Annotated in this window: 20 protein-coding genes; 7 read left to right on the top strand and 13 right to left on the bottom strand. The window is 73.8% G+C overall.

Features of this window, described 5'->3' with window-relative positions; all coding sequences use genetic code 11:
- Window positions 1-7: 7 nt before the first annotated feature.
- On the bottom strand, window positions 8-889 hold the full coding sequence (locus J2X60_RS17380) for an alpha/beta fold hydrolase (protein WP_071295136.1): 882 nt from the start codon (window positions 887-889) through the stop codon (window positions 8-10).
- A 126-nt stretch (window positions 890-1015) separates the two neighbouring features.
- Window positions 1016-2590 (bottom strand): sodium:proton antiporter, encoded by a 1575-nt coding sequence (locus tag J2X60_RS17375; protein WP_071303556.1) that lies wholly within the window; start codon window positions 2588-2590, stop codon window positions 1016-1018.
- Window positions 2591-2658: 68 nt separating this feature from the next.
- Here J2X60_RS17375 and J2X60_RS17370 point away from each other — a divergent pair, with 68 nt between their 5' ends.
- Window positions 2659-2805 carry a hypothetical protein gene (locus J2X60_RS17370; RefSeq protein ID WP_175473760.1) on the top strand — a complete coding sequence of 49 codons (147 nt, stop codon included), beginning with the start codon at window positions 2659-2661 and terminating at the stop codon, window positions 2803-2805.
- A 14-nt stretch (window positions 2806-2819) separates the two neighbouring features.
- Here J2X60_RS17370 and J2X60_RS17365 read toward each other — a convergent pair whose 3' ends face one another.
- Both J2X60_RS17365 and J2X60_RS17360 read right to left on the bottom strand, forming a co-directional pair.
- The gene (locus J2X60_RS17365) at window positions 2820-3341 is read right to left on the bottom strand and encodes a hypothetical protein (RefSeq protein ID WP_261645755.1); all 522 of its coding nucleotides are present in this window, start codon (window positions 3339-3341) and stop codon (window positions 2820-2822) included.
- Between the two features lie 79 nt (window positions 3342-3420).
- The gene (locus J2X60_RS17360; RefSeq protein ID WP_071295133.1) at window positions 3421-3825 is read right to left on the bottom strand and encodes a heme-binding protein; all 405 of its coding nucleotides are present in this window, start codon (window positions 3823-3825) and stop codon (window positions 3421-3423) included.
- 204 nt (window positions 3826-4029) lie between these two features.
- On the opposite strand from J2X60_RS17360, the gene J2X60_RS17355 reads away from it, so the two are divergent.
- The 3 genes from J2X60_RS17355 to J2X60_RS17345 all read left to right on the top strand — a co-directional run bounded on the left by J2X60_RS17355 (window position 4030) and on the right by J2X60_RS17345 (window position 8062).
- The gene (locus J2X60_RS17355; protein ID WP_071295132.1) at window positions 4030-4848 is read left to right on the top strand and encodes an alpha/beta fold hydrolase; all 819 of its coding nucleotides are present in this window, start codon (window positions 4030-4032) and stop codon (window positions 4846-4848) included.
- Between the two features lie 122 nt (window positions 4849-4970).
- On the top strand, window positions 4971-7139 hold the full coding sequence (locus J2X60_RS17350) for an MFS transporter (protein WP_309889276.1): 2169 nt from the start codon (window positions 4971-4973) through the stop codon (window positions 7137-7139).
- 44 nt (window positions 7140-7183) lie between these two features.
- Window positions 7184-8062: an aldo/keto reductase gene (locus J2X60_RS17345; protein ID WP_071295131.1), complete on the top strand. Its 879-nt coding sequence runs from the start codon at window positions 7184-7186 to the stop codon at window positions 8060-8062.
- Between the two features lie 59 nt (window positions 8063-8121).
- Here the strand turns inward: J2X60_RS17345 and J2X60_RS17340 are convergent, their stop codons facing one another.
- Both J2X60_RS17340 and J2X60_RS17335 read right to left on the bottom strand, forming a co-directional pair.
- Window positions 8122-8280 (bottom strand): hypothetical protein, encoded by a 159-nt coding sequence (locus tag J2X60_RS17340; protein WP_175473759.1) that lies wholly within the window; start codon window positions 8278-8280, stop codon window positions 8122-8124.
- Entirely contained in the window at window positions 8277-8405 is a 129-nt protein-coding gene (locus J2X60_RS17335) for a hypothetical protein (RefSeq protein ID WP_261645759.1), read from the bottom strand. The genes J2X60_RS17340 and J2X60_RS17335 overlap by 4 nt, the downstream gene beginning before the upstream one ends.
- A gap of 230 nt (window positions 8406-8635) precedes the next feature.
- Between J2X60_RS17335 and J2X60_RS17330 the strand changes: the two genes are divergently transcribed.
- Window positions 8636-9670 (top strand): zinc-binding alcohol dehydrogenase family protein, encoded by a 1035-nt coding sequence (locus J2X60_RS17330; RefSeq protein ID WP_071295130.1) that lies wholly within the window; start codon window positions 8636-8638, stop codon window positions 9668-9670.
- A 96-nt stretch (window positions 9671-9766) separates the two neighbouring features.
- Here the strand turns inward: J2X60_RS17330 and J2X60_RS17325 are convergent, their stop codons facing one another.
- Window positions 9767-10315 (bottom strand): hypothetical protein, encoded by a 549-nt coding sequence (locus J2X60_RS17325; protein WP_139201892.1) that lies wholly within the window; start codon window positions 10313-10315, stop codon window positions 9767-9769.
- A 182-nt stretch (window positions 10316-10497) separates the two neighbouring features.
- Here J2X60_RS17325 and J2X60_RS17320 point away from each other — a divergent pair, with 182 nt between their 5' ends.
- Window positions 10498-11373 (top strand): helix-turn-helix transcriptional regulator, encoded by an 876-nt coding sequence (locus tag J2X60_RS17320; RefSeq protein WP_309889271.1) that lies wholly within the window; start codon window positions 10498-10500, stop codon window positions 11371-11373.
- Between the two features lie 16 nt (window positions 11374-11389).
- Here J2X60_RS17320 and J2X60_RS17315 read toward each other — a convergent pair whose 3' ends face one another.
- The 4 genes from J2X60_RS17315 to J2X60_RS17300 are packed head-to-tail and all read right to left on the bottom strand — an operon-like array spanning window position 11390 to window position 18497.
- Complete coding sequence (locus J2X60_RS17315; protein ID WP_309889269.1) at window positions 11390-14134, bottom strand: AAA family ATPase; 2745 nt, start codon at window positions 14132-14134, stop codon at window positions 11390-11392.
- A 20-nt stretch (window positions 14135-14154) separates the two neighbouring features.
- Entirely contained in the window at window positions 14155-15489 is a 1335-nt protein-coding gene (locus J2X60_RS17310) for a hypothetical protein (RefSeq protein WP_309889267.1), read from the bottom strand.
- Window positions 15486-16229 carry an ABC transporter ATP-binding protein gene (locus J2X60_RS17305; RefSeq protein WP_309889266.1) on the bottom strand — a complete coding sequence of 248 codons (744 nt, stop codon included), beginning with the start codon at window positions 16227-16229 and terminating at the stop codon, window positions 15486-15488. Before J2X60_RS17305 ends, J2X60_RS17310 begins: the two co-directional genes overlap by 4 nt.
- A 60-nt stretch (window positions 16230-16289) precedes the next feature.
- A complete protein-coding gene (locus J2X60_RS17300; protein ID WP_309889264.1) occupies window positions 16290-18497 on the bottom strand; it encodes a helix-turn-helix domain-containing protein in 2208 nt (735 codons plus the stop codon).
- 121 nt (window positions 18498-18618) lie between these two features.
- On the opposite strand from J2X60_RS17300, the gene J2X60_RS17295 reads away from it, so the two are divergent.
- A complete protein-coding gene (locus J2X60_RS17295; protein ID WP_071295124.1) occupies window positions 18619-19470 on the top strand; it encodes a helix-turn-helix domain-containing protein in 852 nt (283 codons plus the stop codon).
- A gap of 31 nt (window positions 19471-19501) precedes the next feature.
- On the opposite strand, the gene J2X60_RS17290 is transcribed toward J2X60_RS17295, so the two are convergent.
- On the bottom strand, window positions 19502-21703 hold the full coding sequence (locus J2X60_RS17290; protein WP_071295123.1) for a helix-turn-helix domain-containing protein: 2202 nt from the start codon (window positions 21701-21703) through the stop codon (window positions 19502-19504).
- Between the two features lie 42 nt (window positions 21704-21745).
- Entirely contained in the window at window positions 21746-23086 is a 1341-nt protein-coding gene (locus tag J2X60_RS17285; RefSeq protein WP_309889261.1) for an MBL fold metallo-hydrolase, read from the bottom strand.
- Between the last annotated feature and the right edge of the window lie 120 nt (window positions 23087-23206).

Genomic DNA, 23206 nt, shown 5'->3' with positions numbered 1-23206 from the left:
CTCCGGGTCAGGCGGCGGTGGCCGCGGTGAGGAAGTCCTCGACGATGGCAGCGGCCTCGTCGGGGTACTGGAAGATCGACGCGTGGGCGGCGTCGGGGAACACGTGCAGGCGCGCGTCCGGGATGAGTCCGGCCAGCGTGTGGCTCCCGGGCGTCCGGATCATCAGGTCGTCGTCCCCCTGGAGCACCAGCGTCGGCTGCCGGATCCCGGTCAAGCGCTCGAGCTTCGAGATGTCCGGGACGCCCCAGGCGAGCACGGCGTCGTACTGCGCGTCGCGCACAGCGGGGGTGGTCGGCGCATCGCGGTCCTCGGTCCGAGCGCCCAACCGCCGGAGGAAGTCGACGCCACGAGCCCGGCTCGTGTCCGTGTGCGCGAAGAAGATGTACAGGAGGCTCTCCGCCGTGGGGACGTCGTGCCGTGATTCGCGCTCGATGTCCTCCCGCCATCCGTGCATCGACGGCGCACCGGCGGGGCCCGTCCCGGCGAGGACGAGGGCGCGGACCGCCCACGGTCGGAGGAGGGCGAGGTCCTGGGCGACGAACCCGCCGAGCGAGAACCCGAAGACGTCGAACCGACGGATGCCGAGGGCGTCGGTGAAGGCCAGCAGGTCGGTGGCCATCTGCCCCACGGTGGTCGGGACCGTCCCGGTCGACGCGCCGACGCCGGCGTTGTCCACGAGGACGACCTCGCGCCGAGCCGCGATCGGGTCGATGAGCGCCGGATCCCAGTTGTCGAGGTTGCCGCGGAAGTGCATGAGGAAGACGAGTGGGACGCCGTCGGTGCTGCTCCCGAACCGGCGGTAGGCGTAGGTCGTGCCGTTCGCCGCGGTCACGGTGCTGGTCGGGACGGTGGTGGCGGTGTGACCGGCCGTGGTCTCCGTGGTGCTCATCGATGACTCCCTGGGTTCGACCGACCCGGGTGGTCGGTGGCGAGGTCGACGCTAGGAGCGGTGCGGACAGCGCCGCGTGCTCCCGTCAGGGACATGGTCCGGACACGGTCAGACACCGGCCGGCCGTCAGTCCACGTCGCCGGCGAGCGTCGCGCGGACCGCGGCTTCCTCGATGTCGAGGACGGTCAGCACCGCACGGACGGCGGTCTCCGCGTAGCGCCCCTCCCGGCGCGCGCGCAGGACCGCTCGACGTTCTTCGGCGATCGTGCGCATCCGCAGCTCCGCGTAGGAGGCCGCACGGTCGGCTCGGACCCCGTCGTCCCCGACGAACGTCTCGCCCAGCAGGGCGGCGTCGATCCGCACGCGTTCGACGGCCCGGTCGTCGTAGGCACCGTCGTCGAGGCCGTCGACGAGCTGCAGGCTCTCGGCGCGGGCCTCGGCGAGGAGCAGCTGGGTCTCCATCCGTTCCTGGTCGAGGTTCGGTGGTGGCAGCGCGACCCGGCGGATCACCCACGGCAGCGAGAGCCCGAGCAGGAGCGTCGCGACGACGACCACGAACGCGAGGAACTGCAGGAACGCCCGGTGCGGCGTCTGCTCGGGCAGCAGGAACACCGCGGCGAGGGTGACGACCCCCCGGACGCCCGCGACGGTGACCGGCAGGTCCAGGCGCCACTGCCAGCTCCGGCGTCGGAGCCGCGCCGGCCCCCATCGGTAGACCGCCGTCACGGCGAGGCTCCAGCCGAGCCGCGCGGCCACCAGCGTCACGAGGACCACGCTGATCACGAGCAGCGCGCGACCCAGCCCGATCCCGGACGACAAGGCCCCGCGCAGGATCGCCGGCAGGCTGAGTCCGATGAGCAGGAACACCGCGTTCTCGAGCAGGAACTGCACGGTGCGCCAGTTGAGCGACTCGGCCAGGCGGGCTTCGGCCGACTGCAGGACCGGCGCCCGGTACCCGAGGAAGAGTCCGGTGACGACGACGGCGAGTGGACCCGATGCACCGATGCCGTGCGCGAGCAGGAACGCGACGTAGGGCGTGACGAGGGACAGGCTCGTGTCGAGCACCGCGACGGAGAGCCGCCTCCGGACGGCGCCCATGACGAACGCGACCGACAACCCGATGCCGATGCCGCCGACCACCGCGAGGACGAACTCGCCCGCGGCGCGGACCGGGTCGAACACCGCGACGATGGCCACCACTGCGGTGTTCAACGCGACGAGCGCCGTCGCGTCGTTGAGCAGGCTCTCCCCGTCCAGGACCGAGGCGAGCAGCCTCGGCAGCGGTGCGCGCCGGGTGACGGCTGAGACGGCCACCGCGTCGGTCGGCGCCACGACGGCACCGAAGGCGAACGCCGCCGCCAGCGTCAGCGTCGGGACCACGGCCCACGTCACGACGCCGACGACCAGCGTGGTGAACGCGACGAGCCCGACGGACAGCAGCAACAGCGATTCCCGCCGGGCACGGACGTCCGACAGCGAGGTCTGCAGCGCCGCCGCGAACAGCAGGGGCGGGAGCAGGACCGACAGGACGAAGTCCGGTTCGACGTCCACGCGCGGCACACCCGGCACGTAGGACACGGCGACCCCGATGACGACGAGGGCCAGCGGGGCCGACCACCCCACGCGCCGTGCGGCTGCACTGACGGCGACCGTCACGACGAGGAACGCGACGACCCAGGTGAGGGTCTCGTCGATGCTCACGGCGCCGGCTCCAGGGTGACCGTGGCGCGGCCACGCGGCCCGGCACGGCGGGTGCCTAGCCTTCCTCCATGCGCAGCCGCCGTCGCGACCCCTCCGCCCCGGACACGCCGCCCGCGACCGGGCTGGTGTCGATCCCCCTCGCCCGGATCCTCGCGGATCCCGTCGTCCGGATCGGGGAACCGCACGGCGAGAGCGTCGTCGAGCAGGTCCGCTGACGACGGGCACGCCGTCACAGCTCCGCCAGGACTTCGGGGACCGGAGCGCCGAGTGCGATGAGCAGCTCCGCGAACTCGCGGTCCAGACCGTGGGCCACGGCGGTGATGCGCCCGTCACCGAAGGAGCCGAACGACGCGCTCGGCACGTCGGCGGTGAGCAGGACCGGGTCCCCGGGCCGCTGCGAGATGGTCACGCGGAACGGCGCGAGCCCCATCACGCGCGGGTCGAACCGGTACATCCGTTCCGCGACGACGTGGTTCCCCACCAGGTACGAGACACACGACGACCGGTGCCCGGCGATGGCCATCAACGCGGTCGGTTCGTTCCGCCAGTACCGGATGAAGCCACGGGGTGCGTGCTGCTCGGTCCAGGTCTCGACCGTGTCCCAGTCGCGGTGCCGCGCCAGTGCTTCGGTCAGGCTCGTCTGGTCGAGCGGCGGCACGGCCAGCTCGAACGCCGCGACGACCTCGTCGAAGGGCTGCGCCATGGGGATGGAGAATCGGTCGGCGGTGTACTCGGTGATCTCGGTGTGCATGTCGGGACGGTAGATCGGCCGCCCCCGGACGTGCGTGTCCCCGCCCGGGCCAGTCAGCGCGGGCGGGGACACCGGTGGTTCAGAGCGCGGCGACCGCGGCTTCCGCGATCACGAGGTCCTGGTCCGGGGACCCGCCGCTCGACCCCACGGCACCGATGACGGAACCGGCTGCGTCGGTCACCGGGACACCGCCCGCGACGAACGTGAGCGGCTCGTGGCTGGCCGCCCCGAGCGAGTAGAGCGGTGCACCGGGCTGGACGGCGCCGGCCAGGTCGCCGGACGCGGCACCGAACGACACCGCGGTGCGGGCCTTCGCGGCACTGGCGTCGACGGACACCAGCGGTGCGCCGTCCTGCCGGGCGACCGCGACGACGCGTGCGCCCCGGTCCAGGACGGTGACGGTCGAGGGGACGCCGAGTTCGGCGGCCTTCGCCTCGGCGGCGGCGATGGCGGCGTGCGCCTGGGTGAGGGTGAGATCGGTCATGGGCTGGTTCCCTTCGTCGTGGACGCAGCCGACGCTAGGGACCGCGCACCGTCGCAGCGTGTCCCCGCCCGGGTCACCCGTGCGGTCGCACCGGAGGCCGTGGGTGGTCCCGACGGGGACACGCCCTGCCGCGCGCACCGCTCCTAGCGTGACGATCGCCGACGACCTTCGTCCGGCACCAGACCACGACGCAAGGAGCCTGCAATGCCCACGTTCACCACTCCCGACGGCATCGAGATGTACTACACCGAGCAGGGCGAGGGACAGCCCATCGTCTTCGCGCACGGCTGGCCGCTCAGCTCCGACGCCTGGCAGCCGGAACTGAAGTTCTTCAGCGACAACGGCTACCGCACCATCGCCCACGACCGCCGCGGCCACGGCCGTTCCGAGAAGACCGCCGTCGGCCACACCATCGACCAGTACGCGAAGGACCTCGCCGCGCTCATCGAGCACCTCGACCTGCACGACGTGATCGTCTTCGGACACTCCACCGGCGGCGGCGAGGTCGTCCGCTACGCCGCGCAGTACGCGAACGGCCGCGTCGCGAAGGTCGTCACGGCCGGCGCGATCCCGCCGATCATGGTGAAGTCCGACAGCAACCCCGAGGGCTCCCCGATCGACGTGTTCGACGGCATCCGTGCCGGCGTCCTCGAGGACGCGTCGCAGTTCTGGCTCGACCTCTCCGAGAGCTTCTTCGGCGCCAACCACGGCCGCGACGTCTCGTACGGCGCGAAGCTCGACTTCTGGCGCCAGGGCCAGAACGTGAACCTGTCCGCCGCGTACGACTGCGTCAAGGCCTTCTCCGAGACCGAGCAGAGCGAGGACCTGAGGGCGCTCACCGTGCCGATCCTCATCAACCACGGCGAGGACGACCAGATCGTCCCCATCGACGACGCCGCACGCAAGGCCATCGAGCTCGTCGCCGACGGCACCCTCAAGACCTACCCCGGCGCCCCCCACGGCATCCACGGCGACTACCGCGCGGTCCTGCAGCAGGACGTCCTCGCCTGGATCAAGGGCTGACGCGACCCACCACCGGACTGGAGGCGCGGCGCCAGCCCGCACCGCGCCTCCAGTCCGTCACCGCTCGCGCCCCGGAATACGCAACCACTCTGGATGGTTACAGCGGCACCGCCACAGGAGGCATGATGAACACCACGGCCACGCACCACCCCCGGCTCCCCCTGAACACCTTCGGCATCGCGTTCGGCACCGCCGGACTCGCCGGTACCTGGACGGCCGCCGGCAGCCTGCTCGGTGCGCCCACGGCGATCGGCGAGGTCCTGTGGGCCGCCGCCGCGATCGCCTGGGCCGTCACGATCGTCCGGTACCTCCACCGCCCCGGAGGGCTCCGTGCCATCGGCGCCGACCTCCGACACCCCGTGCTCGGGCCGTTCGCCGCGCTCGTCCCCGCCGTCGGCTCGCTGCTCGCCGCCCACCTCGCGACCTGGGCGCCCGTCGCCGGTGCCGTCGGCGTCTGGACGATGCTGGCGCTCACGACCGCCTTCGGCGCCTGGTTCGTCACCGATCTCCTCACGTCTCCCCGCGAAGCCGCCTCCCTGCACGGCGGCTACCTGCTGCCGACCGTGGCCGGCTCGCTGCTCAGTGCGCAGTCACTCGCCGTGATCGGACACCACGACCTGGCGATGGGGTACTTCGCGACCGGGGTGCTGTTCTGGCTGCTCGTGGGCGCGGTGCTCATCGCACGGTTCGCCACCGGACCCGCCGTGCCGCCGCCGCTCCTGCCGACGCTCGCCATCCTGTCCGCGCCGCCGGCGGTCGCCGGCAACGCCTGGTGGACCATGACGGGAGGCGCGGGTTCCGTCGTCGACACCGCCCTCGCGGGCACCATGGTCGCCTTCCTGCTCCCACACGCCTTCCTCGTGCGCCGGTACGTCCGGAGCGGGTTCGCGATCGGGTTCTGGGCGATGACGTTCACGACGGCGGCGAGCGCCACGTACGCGGTGCGACTGCTCTCCACCGCCGGCCTTGGCACCCTGGGGACCGTCCTCGCCTGGGTCGTCGTCGCGGTCGCGACCGGCATCGTCGGCAGCATCGCGGTCCGCTCGCTGGGGCTGCTCCGCAGGTCCGAGTCGAGTGGCTCCCGCCGCACCTCGGCCCCGTACCGACGCCTCGCCCTGATCGGCGTCGTCGTCGCGTCCGTCGCGGTGGCGTTCGGAGCGGGTGCCGGCAGCCCGCTGTTCGTCGTGTACCAGTCGGCGTGGGGCTTCCCCGACTGGCAGCTGACGACGGCGTTCACGGTGTACGCGGTCACCCTGCTCGGGACACTCCTCGTGGCCGGACGGCTGTCCGACCCCATCGGGCGTCGGCCCGTCCTCATCGGGGCGCTCGTGCTCATGCTCATCGCGAGCGTCCTGTTCCTGCTCGCCGACTCGATCGGGTGGGTGATCGCCGCGCGGGCCGTGCAGGGGATCGCGACGGGAGCCGCCACCAGTACGTTCACGGCGGCCATCATCGAGCTGTCGAGCGAACGACACCGTCGCACGATGACCGTGCTGACCAGTGCCGCTCCCGTCGGCGGGCTCGCGCTCGGGGCGTTCGGAGGCGGGATCGCGGCACAGTTCACCCCGGACCCCACCGCCGCCGTCTTCCTGACCCTCGGGGTCGTCCTGCTCGTCGGCATCGCCGCGGTCCTCGCGGCCGACGAGACCGCTGACCGGCACGCCGGCGCACTCATGTCCCTGCGGCCGGTGCTCGCGGTGCCCGGTGCAGCACGAGCGTGGTTCGCCGTGCTCGCCCCGCTGACGGTCGCCGGCTGGATGTTCTCCGGGCTGTTCCTCGGACTCGGCCCACGTCTCGACGACGGCGTGTTCGGCATCGACGGCGGGACCGCCAGCGCGGCCGTCGTCGCGCTGCAACCGGCGGCCGCCGCGGTGGCCGGCATGCTCTTCTCACGCGCCACCGCCCGGATCGCGACCGCGGTCGGTGCCGCGCTGCTGCTGCTCGGCGCGATCGGCGCCGGGTCGGCGATCCTCTCCGCGGACCTCCCGCTGCTCGTCGCGGCCGCCGTCGTCGGCGGGTCGGGCCAGGGCGCCGCGTTCGGCTCCTCCCTGCGGATCCTCGGACCACTCGCCGACAACGCGACCCGTGGCGGCCTCTTCGCCGCCGTCTACCTGGTCGCGTACGCCGCCTACGGGGTTCCGGTGCTCGTCGCCGGGTTCTTCACCGGCGCCGTCGGACTCGCCGGCGTCGGCGCCGCGTACGCCGCGCTCGTGGCGATCGCGGCCGTCGCCGCCGGGATCGGTCTGACCGCGCGGTCCCGCAGGGAGCGCGCGGCAGTCCACACCGCGTGACCCGCCCTCCTCCCGGTCACTCCACGTCAACGAACAGGATCACCATGACCCTCACCACCGATCTCCACGGCGTCTCAGCCGCCGCCGCCGGTACCTTCCTGATCGGCGGGGACCTGCCCGTCGCCCGACTCGGGTTCGGCTCGATGCAGCTCGCCGGCCGGAATGCGTTCGGCCCGTCCCGCGACCCGGAGGGCGCCCGCGCCGTGCTCCGCCGCGCCGTCGAGCTGGGCGTGACGCTCGTCGACACCGCGGACGCCTACGGCCCCGAGGTCGCGGAAGGACTCATCGGCGAGGCGCTGGCCCCGTACCGATCGGACGTCGTCATCGCGACGAAGGGCGGGTTCGTCCGGGGACCACGGGGCGAATGGGTCGTCGACGGTCGCCCGGAGCACCTGCGCGCCGCCGTCGAGGGCAGCCTCCGCCGCCTGCGACTCGAGCGGATCGACCTGTACCAGTTGCACCGCATCGACCAGCGGGTGCCGCTCGACGAGCAGCTCGGGACCCTCGCGGCACTCCGCGCCGAGGGACTCATCCGGCACGTCGGCCTGAGCGAGGTGAGCGTCCCGGAGCTCCTCGCCGCGCAGCGGATCCTGCCGATCGCCACGGTGCAGAACCTGTACAACCTGGTCGAGCGTTCCTCCGAGGACCTGGTCCGGGTCACCGCGGAACTCGGCATCGGCTTCATCCCGTGGTTCCCGTTGGCGACCGGCGGCCTCACGCGCGGCGCCGGAGCACTCGGGGCGATGGCGGCACGGGCCGGCGCCTCACCGTCGCAGGTGGCCCTCGCGTGGTTGCTGCAGCACGCTCCGAACGTGCTGCCGATCCCCGGGACGTCCAGCGTGGACCACCTCGAGGAGAACGTCGCGGCGGCGTCGGTCGTCCTGTCCCCGAGGGACGTCGCGGTGCTCGACGGCGCAGCCTGACGCCCGGTACGTCGGACGGCCCGGCCCCTCGGGGCCGGGCCATTCGCCGTGCGCCCGGGTCACGGGGACGGGACGAAGAAGTCCCGGTACGACGGATCGTCGGGGAGCGACCGCTCCGCCACCAGCACGGCGATCTCGCGCGGGGACCGGAGCCCGCGTCGACGCCACTGGTCCGGGTCCGCCCTGAGCACGTGCAGGACCGCCCGCAGCGGGTTCACCGCCGGACCCCCGGCCGTTCGGTCGCGGGCGTCGGCACGGGCAGGAGCAGGGTCTGCACGGCAGGGGTGGCGGCTCCCGCTCCAACGTGCAGCACGGCGGGCAGGGGCGGGAACGAGATCGTCATCGCAGGTCTCCTCGGTCGGGGTCACGTCGTCGCGACACCGAGGACGCTACGGCCGGTGGGGTGCTCCGCACGTGTCCCCCCGAGGACCATCCCCTCGCAGGGACAGGCGGCGCGAGCGTGTCCCCGACGGAGCCACGCGGACCGGCCACGTGCGGACGTACCGTGCCTGCACGAGGCGATCCGCGCCTCCGGTCGGTCACCCGCCGACGCGACCCGCACGGAGGACCGCCATGACCGACACTGCCACACACCGAACCGGACGGGACGTCCCGACCACGACCCGTGCGTTCCTCGCCCAGGGCGGACGCTCGGTCCGCGACGAGGACGCGTTCGTCGTCCGCGACGTCCCCCTCCACCCGGTCCGCCCGCACGACCTGCTCGTCCGGGTCGAGGCGGTGTCGGTGAACCCGGTGGACACGAAGACCCGGCAGGGCCTGCGGTCCGGGACGAAGCAACTGGGCTGGGACGCCTCCGGCGTCGTCGAGGCGGTCGGCTCGGAGGTCACCCGGTTCTCCGTCGGTGACGCCGTGTGGTACGCCGGCACCCTCGACCGCCCGGGGACGAACGCCGAGCTGCACCTCGTGGACGAACGCCTCGTCGGTCGCCGCCCCGCGACGCTGGACCACGCCGAGGCCGCGGCGCTCCCGCTCACGGGGATCACCGCCTGGGAGACACTGTTCGACCGGTTCCGCCTGACGGAGTCGAGTACCGGCACCCTGCTCGTCGTCGGAGCACCCGGCGGTGTCGGGTCGGTGCTCGTCCAGCTCGCGAAGGCGCGCACCGGCCTCACGGTGCTCGGGACCGCCGGCCGCTCCGAGAGCCGCGACTGGGTGTCGTCGATGGGAGCCGACCACGTCGTGGACCACCACGACCTCGTCGGCGGCGTGCGGTCGGTCGCGCCGGACGGGGTCGACTACGTCTTCACCGCGCACTCGGCGGGCAACGTCACCGCCTTCGCCGATCTGGTCCGCCCGTTCGGCCAGATCACCGCGATCGACGACCCGCGCGGACTCGACCTCTACCCGCTCAAGCGGAAGTCGATCGCCTGGCACTGGGAGCTCATGTTCACCCGATCGGCGTTCGGGACGCCGGACATGGGCGAGCAGGGCCTGCTCCTCGATGCGCTGGCGGACCTCGTGGACGCGGGTCGCGTGCGGACCACCGCGACGTCGGTCGTCCGGGGGCTCGACCCGGCCGGCCTCCGCGAGGCGCACCGTCAGGTGGCGGGCGGGACCGCGATCGGAAAGGTCGTCGTCGCGCGCTGAGGCGTGCGCGGTGGGCCGGGTCCGGCCGGCCGGGCGGGACCGGTCAGCCGGGCCGGGTGGGGTGGCCGCGGCGGGGGCTGTCAGTCGGCGAGGCTGTCAGTCGGCGAGGCTGTCGGCGAGGCTCGACAGGCGGCGGGCGGACTGCTCGTCCGCGCCACGCCACAACAGCAGCGTGTCGCCGTCCGGGCCGGGCACCGCGAACCGGTGGTAGGCGAGGGCCAGGTGACCGACCACGGGGTTGTCGAAGCCGACGACCCCGTCCGGATCCGCAGTGTCCGGCCCAGCCCAGAGTCGAGCGAAGGCCTCGCTCCGGGCCGCGAGCTCCCCGACCAGTTCGACGTACCCGCGGTCCTCCTCGTGCTCGTCGAGGGAGCGCCGCAGCTCCGCGACGACGCGGGCGCCGAGCGGCACCGCCTCCGCCGTCTCCGACGACGCGCGGAACGCCTCGTCGCCCTCAGGCCGCAGGAACGTCGCCCGCGCGAGGTTCGCACCGGACCGGAACGTCGGGTGCACGGCCCCGGCCAACGCGTTCGCCACCCGGACGGTCAGGTGTCGGTCGTAGACGACCGCGGGGACCGTCCGCCACGGCAGCACGAGCCTGCCGAGCAGTGCTCGTGGGTGGTCGACCCCGTCGTCCGTGCTCACGGACGGAGCGTACGGCCCGGTCGTCGACGGCATCGTGTCCCCGGCGGGGACACCATCGGCGCGATCCGGTCGAGCCGCCGACATGTGGTCATTCGACCGATGCCCGGAGGGGACGACCAGCGGCAACGTGGAGCACGGTTGCCGGACGTCCCGGGAACGCTCGCCACGACCCGGGAGACACGATGCCCGCTCAGACCTCCTTCCTCGGCGAGTACCTCCGCGCACGCCGGGCCCTCGTCCGACCGGCCGACGTTGGCATCGACTCCTCACGGGCCCGGCGGGTGCCGGGACTCCGCCGCAGCGAGGTGGCGGGACTGGCCGGGATCAGCCAGGAGTACTACCTCCGGCTCGAGCAGGGCCGGGACCGGAGGCCCTCGCACCAGGTGCTCGGCGCGATCGTGCGGGCCCTGCGCCTCGACGACGTCGCGCTCGAGCACATGCACCGGCTCGCCCGACTCGACGAGGGCGGCCAGACCGGGAACACCACCGACGAAGGGGCGGGACCGCCCCCACCGGTCGAGCCCGCACTGCTCGAGCTCGTCGACGGACTGTCCGGCGTGCCCGCGATGCTCATGAGCGCCGAGCAGGACGTCCTGGCATCGAACACGTTGGCCCGGGCGATCAGGCCGCGGCTGCTGCCAGGGACGAACTTCCTGTTCCACCTGTTCACCGACCGCGCGCGCGCCGAGGTCATCGACTGGGAGGACGACGCCCGACGGGCGGTCGCCAACCTGCGGTTCCACGGTGATCCGAGGAACGCCCGTCACCGCGAGGTCGTCGGGACCCTGGCGATCCGGGACGCGACCTTCCGGGAACTGTGGGCCCGGCACGACGTCGAGCAGCAGGTCACGTGGGTCGCTCGGATCCGACTCGCCACCGCCGAACCGGTCGAGCTCACGTGCCACTCGCTGGCCGTCCCGGGCGGCAGCGGGCGGTCGGTGATGACCCTGACCGCCGAACCGGGGACGGCAGCGGCCCTGGCGTTGCAGCGGTTCACCGCGATGCGCCGCGGTCTCGGCGCTCGCTCGGCCGCCAGCGAGGTCGGACGCGTGGCGTGACCGTCTGCTCGCGCCCTCAGTCGGAACGGTCCGAGGGCCGCAGCGCACCGGCCAGCTGGGACCGTCTGCTGATGCCGAGCTTCGTGAACGCCCGGGACAGGTGCGCCGCGACCGTCCGGTGCGAGAGGTAGACCTCGTCCGCGATCTCCTTGTTGGTGCGCCCGGTCGCCGCCATGCGCGACACGAGGAGCTCCTGCGCGGTGAGGAGTCGAGCCGGCGCCCGGTCCGTCGACGTCCGGTCCGTCGACTGTCCACCGGTCGCCCGGAGTTCGGACGCGGCGCGCGCGGCCCAGTTGCGGGCGCCGATGCGGTCGAACAGCCGGGCCGCCTCGGACAGGTGCTGACGTGCATCGACGATCCGGCGGACGCGCCGCAGCCGTTCACCCAGGTGCAGTCGCGCGACCGCGAGGTCGAACGGTGTGTCGATCGCCGAACCGAGGTCGACCGCCGCGGCGAGGTGCCCGAGGGCCGTCTCGTCGTCCGGTGCGAGGAGACCGCGCGTCCGCTCGACGAGCAGCGCGAGGTGCGGCGAGCCGGTCGTGGCGGCCGCAGCGGCGGCGTCCGTCAGCCAGGCACGGACCGAGTCGGTGTCGCCCGCGCGGACCGCCGACTCGACCACGTCGGCGCCCGCCCACAGCGCCACCGCGCCGTTCGCCCGCGTGCGCACCTGGTGTGCCACGGCGTCCTCGTGGCGTCCCTCGTCGACGGCGATGAGTGCTGCCGCCCACGCGGCGGTCGCGACGATGCGCGCGAAGGCGCCGGCCACCGGGATCTCGTCCAGGGCCGCGAGTCGTGTCCGGGCCGTGGCCGTGTCCCCGGCCCGCACGAGGGCCCGCGCCGCCTCGGAGAGCGCCATCCCGGCGACCACCGGGAGGTCGAGCTCGCGGCTGAGACGCTCCGCGCGATCGGCGTCGGCGAGTCCGTCGGTGAGGTGGCCCGCCGTGACGCGGGGTGAGGCACGTCCACACAGAGCGGTGGTCTCGTCGCTCGTGCGTGCCGCGTCGTGGAACAGCCGGACGCCAGCGGTCCAGCACCGGTCCGACGTGGCCATGTCGCCGGACTCCTCGGCGGCGAACGCCAGGCAGTTCACGATGACGCCGTCGGTCGCCTGTGCACGGGCGAGGAACCGGTCCACGGTGCGCTCGTCGAGACGCTGCCCGGGACGGACGAGGGCGAGTGCCACCTCGGCGAGGACCGCGTCGTCGGCGTCCCCGCGTCCGCCCGGAGCGTGGTCGACGTCCTCCACCGTGGCGGCCACGAGCGCTCGGACGGCGTCCGCCTCCTGGTGGATGTAGCACTTCGCCGCCGCCCACAGCAGGACCTCGGCACGCTCGGTCGGATCTGCCCGGGTCGTCGCGAACGCCACGAGCTCCTCGGCCGTCCGACCGCGGTGGTCCGCGGTCATGCTCAGCATCCACTCCGCGCGCGCGAACCGGTGCTGTGCGCGGCCGTCCGACAGGTCGGTGAGCGGCTTGGCACGGTCGAGCAAGGCGGACGCCTCACCCGAGGCGCCGGCGCGTCGGGCTGCCTCGGCGGCCTCCACCAACCGGTTCGCCTGCTGGGTCGGGTCGGGCGAGAGGTCGGCGGCTCGCCGCCACGCCGATGCCGCCTCGGCGGGGGCGCCCTGCCGGAGCGCAGCACTCGCCACGGCGTCGAGTTCAACGGCGACCGCCTCGTCGAGGCCGGTCGTCGCCTCGGCCCGGTGGATCGCACGGCGACTGGGCGAACGGACCGCCAGTGCCAGGGCGTGGTGGACCTCGCGCCGACGGACCGGATCGGCGGCGTCGTAGTGCGCCGACCCCACCAGCGGGTGCCGTGGCACGAACCGGTCGCCGTCACGCCGCAGCAGACCCTCGCGCTCGAGGGTCGCCAACTCGCCTGCGCCGAGCCCGACACCCACGAGTGCCTGCTCGAGCTCCCGTGCGGTGGCGTCCTCTCCGGCGACCGCGACGAGCAACGCCCGCTGGGTCGTCTCCGGGAGCAGCAGGACACCGGCGAGGAACGTCCGCTCGAGTCGGGCGGACATGCGTTCGGACAGTGGTCCGCGCGCAGTGCCGGCGACGGGCGCGGAGAACTCGAGCAGGGCGAGCGGGTTGCCGTACGACTCCCGACGCACCCGTGCCCGTTCCCCGGTCGGCAGGTGGTCCGCGACGTCGGTGAGCAGTCGGTCCGCCGCGGCGTCGTCGAGCGGACCGACGTGGAGCACGGTCGGGAACGCGTCCTCGTGGTCACCGACAGGGGTACCGCTCCGGGTCGTCGCGACGAGGAGGACGGGGAGTCCGCGGACCCGCGATGCGACGAAGAGGAGCGCCTCGAGCGAGGTCCGGTCCGTCCAGTGCAGATCGTCGACGAGTGCCACCACGGTCCCGTGGCTGCTCGCCTCCTCGAACAGCCCGAGCACGGCGATGCCGAGCAGGAGCCGGTCGGGGGCCGGTCCGTCACGACGGCCGAAGGCGACGTCGAGGGCCGAAGCCTGACGATCGGGGAGGGCGGCCCCGAAGGGCAGGAGCGGGTGGAGCAGCTCGTGCAGGCCGCCGAACGGGATCTCGGTCCCGCTGCGGACCCCACGGGCACGGAGGACGAACCGGACGTCCGCGGTGGCGTCCGCGGCGACGGTCTCGAGCAGGGCGCTCTTGCCGATGCCGGGATCGCCGTCGACCAGGACCGCGGTACCGTGCCCCCGCCGGGCGTGGTCCAGGGCACCGGCCAGGACGAGGAGTTCGGCGTCGCGGCCGACCAGTTGCGAGGCGCGTTCGGGCACGGTGTGAGCATACGTCGCCGTCAGTCGCCCGGCGAGGTCCTCCTCCGTGTCCGCCCCGGCACGGCCGGCAGGAGGGACGACAGCACGACGAGAGCCGTGCACAGCGCGCCGATCGCCACCAGGACCGCGACGGGGACGATCGGCCTGGTCGACGGGTACCGCCCGACGAGCACCGCCCACTCCGCGATGACGGAGACGCCCACGGTGGCCGCGGCGATGAGCGTGCCGCTCACCCCGAGGACGACACCCTCGAGTGCCGCGACGGCCACTGGTAAGGCCGGGGTCGCGCCGACGGCCAGGAGCTGCTCGCGCTCCTGCGCGCGGTCCCGAGCCGCCATCGCCGCCGTCGCCGCGGCCCCGACGGCGGCGAGCAGGACCGGGCCGCTGAGGACGAGGACGGTCGTCACCGCTGAGCCGCTCCCGGTCGCGTCGTCTCCGGTCGCTGTCGCCGCCGTCCGCTGACCCCCGACGAGCGCCGTCGGCAGGGCCACGGCCACCAGGAGCGCCGCGAGCGTCGTGTCGCTCCGAGCCGCAGCCCGCCGGACAGCTGCGCGCGCGAGAGCGAAGGACACCGACGCGCTCGCCGGCACCGCCGCCGTCCAGAGCCGGACGACGGGTGCACCGACCGACCTGCCGAGGACGGCGACCGCCGCGACCAGCACCGGACCGATGAGGAGTGCCGACGCCGCGCCGTCCGGTACGGACGCCGGGAGTCCGGCGAGCATGCTCGCCGCGAGCGCCGTCAGCAGTGCCGCGACCGTGGCACGGAGGATCGGCGGTCGACGTCCGCGCACACCCGGTCCGACACCGAGCAGCAGCGGGGTCGTGGCGGCGCGGCGGCTCCCCGAGAGCCCGGCGACGACCGCGGCGGTGACCGTCAGCCCGACGACGACGACGGCCTCGGCCCAGGAAGCGGCCACCCGGACCCCGTCGAGTCCGGAGGCTCCGGCCAGGGCTGCGTCGACGGCGGCCGGGACGACGACGCCAGCCGCGGCCGCTCCGACCACGGCGCCGAGCACGGCGACGAGTGCGGTCTGGACGAGCACCGTCACACGGACCCCTCGAGGAGTGACGCCGGCCAGCTGCCAGAGGGCGTACGTCCGCTCCAGGAGCCCCGCGGTGAGCCGCACCACGGCGGACACCACCACGAGGATCGCGATGAGCCCGAACGCGGCGGTCGTGCCCGCGATGGACAGCAGCGCCAGCCCCCGGACCCCGGGTGTCCGCAGGCCGCCGACCACGAGCACACCGGGGACGCTGCCTGCCAGTGCGGCGACCGCGGACACCGCGCACAGGCCGGCCCAGACGCGCCACGACGTGCGGAGATCGGCTGCCGCCAGGCGGACGAGGATCATGCGCGTACCGACGCACGCTCGATCGAGTCGAAGAGCGCGTCGACGTCCGGTGCGACCAGCTCCGCGTGGACGACGCCGTCCCGCAGGACGATCGCGCGGTCGGCCCGCGCCGCGGCCGCGAGGTCGTGCGTCACCATGACGACCGAACGCTGCCCCGAGGCGGTGTGCCGCAGCAGGTCGAGCACCGCGCCGCCGGCCACCGTGTCGAGCGCCCCGGTCGGTTCGTCGGCGAACACCACCTGCGGCCGTGCGACGAGCGTCCGGGCGATCGCCACGCGCTGCTGCTGTCCGCCGGACATCGAATCCGGGTACCGGTGTGCGGAGTCGAGCATCCCGACGGCCTCCAGTGCGGCGTCGACCGTCCGGCGATCAGCGGGGCGTTTCGCCAGGCGTGCCGGCAGCGCCACGTTCTCCCGGGCGGTGAGTGCCGGGAGCAGGTTGTACGACTGGAAGACGAAGCCGACCCGACCGCGTCGGAACCGGGCCGACCGCTGCCGCGAGAGCGGGCCGATGTCGGTGCCGTCGATCTCCACGGTGCCCCGGAGCGGGCGTTCCAGACCGGACAGGCACGCGAGCAGCGTGCTCTTGCCGGAGCCGCTCGGGCCGACGACCGCCAGCATCTCGCCGCGCTGGACGTCGAGCGACACCCCGCGCAGGACCGGCTCGGCCGCGCGACCGGGATAGGCGTGCTCGACGTCGCGGGCGCGCACGATGGGTCGGTCGTCAGGGTCTCGCTGCACCGTCGCAGGCTAGCCAGCGAGGAAGGCCGTGCGCCTGTCTCTGCCGGGGACAGTCTCCGCTCAGGGCGCGCGGCCGTCGATCCGCTCGAGCAGCGCGCGGAGCTCGCCGAGCACCACCGCCGCCTGGGCGTCCGCCCGATCGGCGTCGACCAGGGCGATCCCGCGCTCGGCGTCGCGTCGGGCTCCGTCGGCCTCCCCGGAACCGAACAGCGCCTCGGCACGCTGTCGGAGCGCGCGAGCAGCACCCGTGTCCCACGACAGTGCCGACGCCGCACCGAACCCCGCGTCCGCCGCGTCCCGGGCTTCGTCCCATCGCCCCAGCGCGTTGGCCGACTTCGCGATCTCCTCCAGCGCGACCACCCGGGTGAACACCGCCCCGGGGTCGCCCTCCCCGACCCGCTCGAGGTCGCGGAGGACCGCTCGGAAGGACGCGATCGCCTCGGCGTGCCGGCCGAGCAGGTGGAGTGCTGCGCCCGCCATCGAGCGACACTGGACGAGCGCGGCGTCGTCCCCGGTCCTCGTGTTCCCGTCGATCGCGGCATCGATGTGCGGCAGCGCGAGATCCGGCTGTCGGAGCGCCAGGTGTGCCCACGCGACGTGGTACTCGGCGCTCGCGGACACGGCGTCGTCGTCCGCCGCACGGGCGTCCGTCAGACCCCTGGTGGCGAGCTCGAGCGCACCGGCCCGGTCGCCGCGCTCCATCAGGGCAGCCCACGTCTGCAGACCGAGGAGCCGCGCTGCCGACGCTCGGTCGTCGGCCGCGTGCGCGGCGTCGACCGCGTCGCCGAACAGCTCGTACCAGTGCCCCCATGCCGGCCACAGGTTGGAGAACCACTCGAGACCGGCCGCGGTCCGGATCACGTCGCCGTGCAGCCCACCCGACACTGCGGCGCGGAACGCCGCCCACCAGTGGTCGACCTCACCGGTGATCCACCGCCTCGCCGCTGCCGGGCCGGCGAACTCCGGATCGGCCTGGTCACGGCGGGCGGACTCGGGAGCGAACCGCCGTGCCGCTCGATCGAGGAGCGAGAGGACCGATCGGTGCAGTCGCTCCCGCAGCGCACGGGACGCGCCGGGACCGTCCTCGGCGTCGATCCGGTCGGCACCGAACGCCCGGAGCAGGTCGTGCACGTGGTACCGGTTCCCACCGCGTGGCTCGACGAGACCGAGGTCCACCAACTCCTCGAGTGCGTCCTCGGCGGTCACGTCGTCGAGCCCGAGGGGAGCGCCGCCGGTCCGTGCATCGAAGCTCGTCCCGTCGATCACCGCGAGCGAGCGGAACACCTGCGCCGTGACGGACGGGAGCCGCTCGTAGGAGACGGCGAACGCGGCCTCGACCGAGCGGTCACCGTGCCGGAGGGCGCCGAGCCGTTGCTCCTCGGCGCGCATGGCACCGAGGAAGCCGTCGACGTCGTCCGTCCGTGCCGCGATGCGGCTTCCGGCGATCCGGAGCGCCAGCGGGATCCCCGCGCAGTGCTCGGCCACCGCCGCCAGAGCCGGCTCGCTCGCCGCGTCGGGCACGATCCGCTCGAGCAACGCGAGGCCATCGGCGCGCGGCATCGGCTCGACCTGGAGGCGGAGCCCGGCGTCGAGTCCGGCCAGCGGACTCCGGCTCGTCACGATCACCGGCACCCCCGGTCCCGCCGCGTCGACCACCGGACGCACCTGCGCTTCGCTGCCGGCATCGTCGAGCAGGACCGCGTGCCGGTGGTCGGCGCTGAGTTCGCGCCACCGTGCTGCCGCCGCGTCGAAGATCACCGGTGCCTCTTCCGTGCCGTCGGTGGCGAGGGAGACGAGACGGCGGAGGACGTCGAGCGCCGACAGCGGGGCGGCCGTCTGCCCGCCGAGGTCGACGTGGATCCACGGGACACCGCGGACGCGGAGCGCCTCGGCAGCGAAGGTGCTCTTGCCGACCCCGGGGCCGCCGGACACGATCACCGCACCCGCGTGGGCGCCCCGGAGACGGTCGAGCACCCTGCCGAGTTCGGTGTCGCGTCCGGTGAAGTCGCCGACGACGTCCGGGGCGCTCGCCGGCGTCGACGGACGGGCCCGGCCGATCGACAGCAGCGCGTCCCGTTCCGCTGACGTCACGCCGAGTGCCGTCGCGATCGCCTCGATCGTCGCGCGCTGCGGGCGCCGCGCGACCCCTCGCTCGATGTCGCTGAGGGTCCGCACGCCGACGTGGGCGGCGTCGGCGAGGTCGGCCATCGTCCGGCCCGCAGTGGTGCGCAACCGCCGGAGGAGCTCGCCGTCGGGTCGTTCCTGCACGTGCTCCTCGATTCCTGCCTGCGTTCTGCATGGTGCCGACGCCGGGTGCCTGGTGGGCTGGTACCCGACATCATGCAGCACCGTTCACGACGGTGCAGCGAGGACGAGCGGGAGCGATGCCATGCCGACTGCGATCACGCCTCTGGGTGAGTACCTCCGCGCACGACGAGCACTCGTGCAGCCGCAGGACGTCGGCATCGTGTCGTCGACGCCGAGGCGGGTCGTCGGGCTGCGACGGGACGAGGTGGCCCGCCGCGCCGGGATCAGTCAGGAGTACTACCTCCGACTCGAGCAGGGCCGCGATCGCCAACCGTCGGACCAGGTGCTGCACGCCCTCGGCCGTGCGCTCCGCCTGGACCAGGACGCGGTGGACCACATGGACCGCCTCGTCCGGATCCAGACCGGCGAGGCTCGTTCCGACGACCACACGACGCCGGCTCGCGTCATGGACACGCTGAGCGGCCTCCTCGACCAGTGGACCGGGACGCCGGCGTACATCATGGACGGCAACCAGGACGTCCTGGTCGTGAACCCGCTGGCACGGGCGATGACGGGCGGCGGGCTGACACCCGGGGTGAACCTGCCGCTGGCGGTGTTCTCGCCGTTCGGCCGCGCGGTGATGGAGGACTGGCCGGAGGCCGCCGCCCGGACCGCGGCGACGCTGCGGTACGGGAGCGATCCCCGCGATCGGCGGCTGCAGGAGATCATCGGCACCCTGTCCGTCCGGGACCCGGATTTCCGGCGGCTCTGGGCACGGCACGACGCCCGCCCGTACCTCAACGGCTCGATCGACCAGGACGTGCACGGCCACGGCCGGGTGACCCTCACGTGCCAGACGCTCGAGGTCCCGGGCCCGCAGCGGTACGTGCTCACCGCCTTCCACGCGGCGGACGGCACGGACGGTGCGCGGGCGCTGGCGGCGCTGCGAGACGAGGTCACGACCGCTCCTGGACGACGCGCCGTCGAGGTCTGACCGCCGGGCGACGCCCTCGTCCCGCGGGCCCTCAGCCGCTCGGGCCGGTGAGTGAGTCGCGGAGCGCCGCCAACTCCCGTTGCAGGGCGTCCAGGCGGGCAGGACGAACGCGTGCCGGCAAGGCGCGGAGCGCGCGGTCCACGTCGGCCAGCGCCTCGGTGGGTCGTCCGAGCTCCACCAGCACCGCCGCCCGCGAACGGAGCAGCAGCCCGATGGACGTCCCGGTGTCGTCCGGCAGCGTCCGGAGCCCGGCGTCGAGGACGTCGAGCGCTTCGCTCGGCGCACCGGACTCGAGGAGCGTGGTGGCGAGCGCCGCGCGGGCCAGCGCCTGCGCGTACCGAACGCGTTCGTCGACGGGGTCGAGCCCCTCCACGATGCCGTCGACCGCCGCTCGGAGCGCGGCGACCGCTTCGTCGTACCGACCCTGTGCCTGCAGGGCGAGGCCCAACATGCCCCGCGCCTGGTGCAGGAAGACCGGGTCGTCCTCGCTCTCGAACCCCGCGACCGCAGCGAGTGCGTGTACTTCGGCGGTGACCGGATCCCCGCGGTCGAGTGCGCTCCAGGCGACGTGGTAGTGCCCCCATGCGATCAGATCGACGGCACCGGTACGTTCCGCCGCGGCGAGCGCCTCGTCCGCGTGCTGCGTGGCCAGTCCGTGGTCGGCTCGTTCGACGTGCGCGGCCCAGGCGAGATGTCCCGCCACTCGTGAACGCGCGGCGTCGTCCGCGAGCTCGTCCGCTGCTCGCTGTGCCACGAGGTCGAGCTCGTACCACCGTCCCCAGTCCGGCCAGAGGTTCCCGAACCACTGCAGCACGGTCGTGAGTGCGACCACGATCTCGTGCCACCCGAGCGCGGCGGCCCGACGGAAGGCCGGCCACCAGTGGTCGACCTCTCCGATGATCCAGTCGCGGGCGACGTCCTGATCGGCGTCCGGTTGTGCGACGGGGGCACGGCCGGGCACCACGAACGCGGACCCGGCCGCGAGGAGCCGGTCGAGCAACCACCGGGTGAGCCGCTCGCGTGCAGCTGCCTCGGTCCGGGCGTCTTCGCGGAGCCGCTCGAGCGCGAACAGCCGGATGATGTCGTGCACGCGGTACCGCGTGCCCCGGGGTTCGACCAGGCCGAGGTCGACCAGTCCTTCGAGTCGGGCCTCGGTCTCGTCTGGGCTCGCGCCGACCGCCGCCGCGACGACGTCGGCGCCGAACGTGACGCCGTCGAGTGCCGCGGTCGCCCGGAACACGGCGGCCGTCGCCGGGTCGAGGTCGTCGTAGGAAACCGCGATCGCCGCCGCGACCGAGACGTCGCCGGCCACGAGCAGCGTGAGTCGGCGATCGGTCGACCGCATGCGGGCGACGAGGTCCGCCACGCTCGTGGCCGGACGGCTCGCGATGCGGTTGGCGGCGACGCGGAGCGCGAGGGGGAATCCGTCGCACAGCGCGATGAGCTCGTCGACCGCAGCAGGATCGCGCTGCTCGGCCGGCACGATGCGTTCGAGCAGGCGACGACCGTCCTCCGGTCCGAGCACGTCGAGGACGATCCGGTCCGCGTCGAGACCCGCGAGCGTCCGACGCGAGGTCGCGACGACGGTCGACCGTCCTTCGACGAGCACGGGTCGGACCTGGTCCTCGCCTGAGACGTTGTCGAGGTGCACCAGCACCCGTTCGGCCGAGCACAGCTCCGACCACCGCGCCCTCGCTGCCGCCAACGTGCCGGGCGGATCGTCCGGGTCGCACTGTCGGAGGACGCGTTGGAGCACCTCCAACGCGGTCGTCGCCGGTCGGCCGTGTCCGGCGAGGTCCACGAACACGCGGCGCTCGGCGGCGGACGCTCGTCCGATCGCCTCCGTCACGAGCGCGGTCTTCCCGATGCCGGGTGGTCCGGAGACGACGACGACCGGCGGGCCCGACGGCCGGTCGAGGTCCGCGACGAGCCGGTCGAGTTCACCCGAGCGCCCGGTGAAGTCCGCCACGCGCGGCGGGCGGAAATCGGTGCGTCCGGTGTCCGGCCCCGCGCCCACCAGCGGCGCCCGGAGCCATCGACGTGCCGCGTCGTCGAGCCCGAGTCCGGAGACCAGCGCCTCGATCGTGCGGGGCTGCGGGTGGCGACTGCGGCCGCGCTCGATGTCGCTGATGCCCCGGACGCTCACGCCCGATCGTTCCGCGAGGGTCTCGAGCGTCATGCCGGCTGCGAGCCGGAGTGTCCGGAGCCGCGCTGCGAGGTCCGTGTCGCCCACGACGCTCCTCCCGGTCGGGGACAGCGTAACCTGAGTCGCGTCTCAGACGAGGTCCGTCGGCTCGTCCGCCTCCTCCTGCGGACGACGCGGGAGCAGGTCTGGCAAGTCGGCCTCCGATGGCGGGGGGCCCATCGTGTACAGGGCCACCGCGGAGGCCTCCAACGTCGATCGGTTGCCGAACCGCGGCCACCGCCGGAGCATCTCGCGGACGAACCCACCGGCATCACCGTGGTCCGCGAGCACCGTCTCGACGTCGCCGAGGTACCTGCGGAGCGCGGCGACCTGCGGTCGAGCGGCGTCGGAACGGGAAGCCGGGTGCCGGTGACTCGCGATCACCCATGCCGGACGCAGCGCCTCGACGAGGTCGAGTGCCCGCGCCCAGCTCCGTCGGGAATCCGCGTCCGTGCCGACGAGCCACGGGTGCACGCGGTTGTAGACGAGGTCGCCGCCGATCACCGCGTCGAGGTGCCGGACCGACACCAGGCTCGTCGGCCGGTCGCCGATCCGTCCCACGTCGAACAGCTGCAGTGCATGGCCCTCGAGGTCGACGACCCCGGCCGGGTCGGGGGTCGGAGCGGTGAGGGATCCGGGGAGCCGTCCGGGGAACAACGACTCCCACCGGGAACGGTGTGCGGGCGCCGTCTGGTCGAGCGCACGCGTGGCGACGTCGGCGACGGCCGTCGCGACCGCGTCGGGGAACGCCCGCAGAACGCGACCGAGGCCGAAGAAGTGGTCTGCCTGGCCCTGGGTGACCACGACGGTCCGGAGCCGTTTCCCGCTGCCTCGGATCCACTCGACCAGGGCGTCGGCCTCGTCCGCCGTCATCAGGGCGTCGACGAGGACGGCGTCGTGTTCGCCGGAGACCAGGGTCGCCGTCGTGGGCGACCACGTCGCGGTGCCCGTGCCGTCGAGACCGGTGCGGGCGACGTCCCGGTAGCCGCCGAGCCACACGTCCATGGTGAGGGGGGCGAGGACCGTGCCCCCGGCGGTCCGGAGTCGATCCGCCAGCCACTGCCGGACGCGCTCGCGCTCGGACGCGGACGGGGCGGTGACCGCTTCGGTCGTCCACGTGACGAGGCTCCCCTCTGCCTCCTGGGACACGCGGACGACGCCGTCCACGTCGTCGACCGCCGAACCGCCGGGGACGCGAGCGCGATAGGCGACGACGCCGTCCTCGGTGCGGGAACGCTCCTCGACGACGCCCAGGTCGCCAGGGAGCCGCCGGATCCAGCGACTCGTACCGGGCGCGAGGAGCTCGGTCGCACCGTCGGGACCGACGTGCCCGTCGGCGAAGTCGACGAAACGGGACCACGTCGCGCTCGGCGAGCAGTCGAAACGGGCGGCGACGGTGACGTGCGCCCGGCGGACCGGTGGATCGTGCACGGCACTCCCTTCGCACTGCGCCGACGGTACGGGTCCGAGCAGGCGCGAGGGTGTCCCCGTCGGGGACACCTGGCGCATCCCGGGACCGGGACTGCGCCAGGATGGAGGAACCACGGCGCC

It is taken from the genome of Curtobacterium sp. 320, assembly GCF_031455235.1.
Taxonomy (GTDB): domain Bacteria; phylum Actinomycetota; class Actinomycetes; order Actinomycetales; family Microbacteriaceae; genus Curtobacterium.
The sequence above is the reverse complement of the archived record's forward strand: the minus strand, read 5'-3'. Positions and strand labels throughout refer to the sequence as shown.

Coding starts and splice junctions, on each gene's coding strand:
- J2X60_RS17330 (WP_071295130.1), top strand. CDS start 8,636: ATGACCGACACTGCCACACACCGAACCGGACGGGACGTCCCGACCACG.
- J2X60_RS17345 (WP_071295131.1), top strand. CDS start 7,184: ATGACCCTCACCACCGATCTCCACGGCGTCTCAGCCGCCGCCGCCGGT.
- J2X60_RS17365 (WP_261645755.1), bottom strand. CDS start 3,341: ATGCACACCGAGATCACCGAGTACACCGCCGACCGATTCTCCATCCCC.
- J2X60_RS17295 (WP_071295124.1), top strand. CDS start 18,619: ATGCCGACTGCGATCACGCCTCTGGGTGAGTACCTCCGCGCACGACGA.
- J2X60_RS17350 (WP_309889276.1), top strand. CDS start 4,971: ATGATGAACACCACGGCCACGCACCACCCCCGGCTCCCCCTGAACACC.
- J2X60_RS17320 (WP_309889271.1), top strand. CDS start 10,498: ATGCCCGCTCAGACCTCCTTCCTCGGCGAGTACCTCCGCGCACGCCGG.
- J2X60_RS17335 (WP_261645759.1), bottom strand. CDS start 8,405: ATGACGATCTCGTTCCCGCCCCTGCCCGCCGTGCTGCACGTTGGAGCG.
- J2X60_RS17310 (WP_309889267.1), bottom strand. CDS start 15,489: ATGATCCTCGTCCGCCTGGCGGCAGCCGATCTCCGCACGTCGTGGCGC.
- J2X60_RS17370 (WP_175473760.1), top strand. CDS start 2,659: ATGCGCAGCCGCCGTCGCGACCCCTCCGCCCCGGACACGCCGCCCGCG.
- J2X60_RS17360 (WP_071295133.1), bottom strand. CDS start 3,825: ATGACCGATCTCACCCTCACCCAGGCGCACGCCGCCATCGCCGCCGCC.
- J2X60_RS17380 (WP_071295136.1), bottom strand. CDS start 889: ATGAGCACCACGGAGACCACGGCCGGTCACACCGCCACCACCGTCCCG.
- J2X60_RS17355 (WP_071295132.1), top strand. CDS start 4,030: ATGCCCACGTTCACCACTCCCGACGGCATCGAGATGTACTACACCGAG.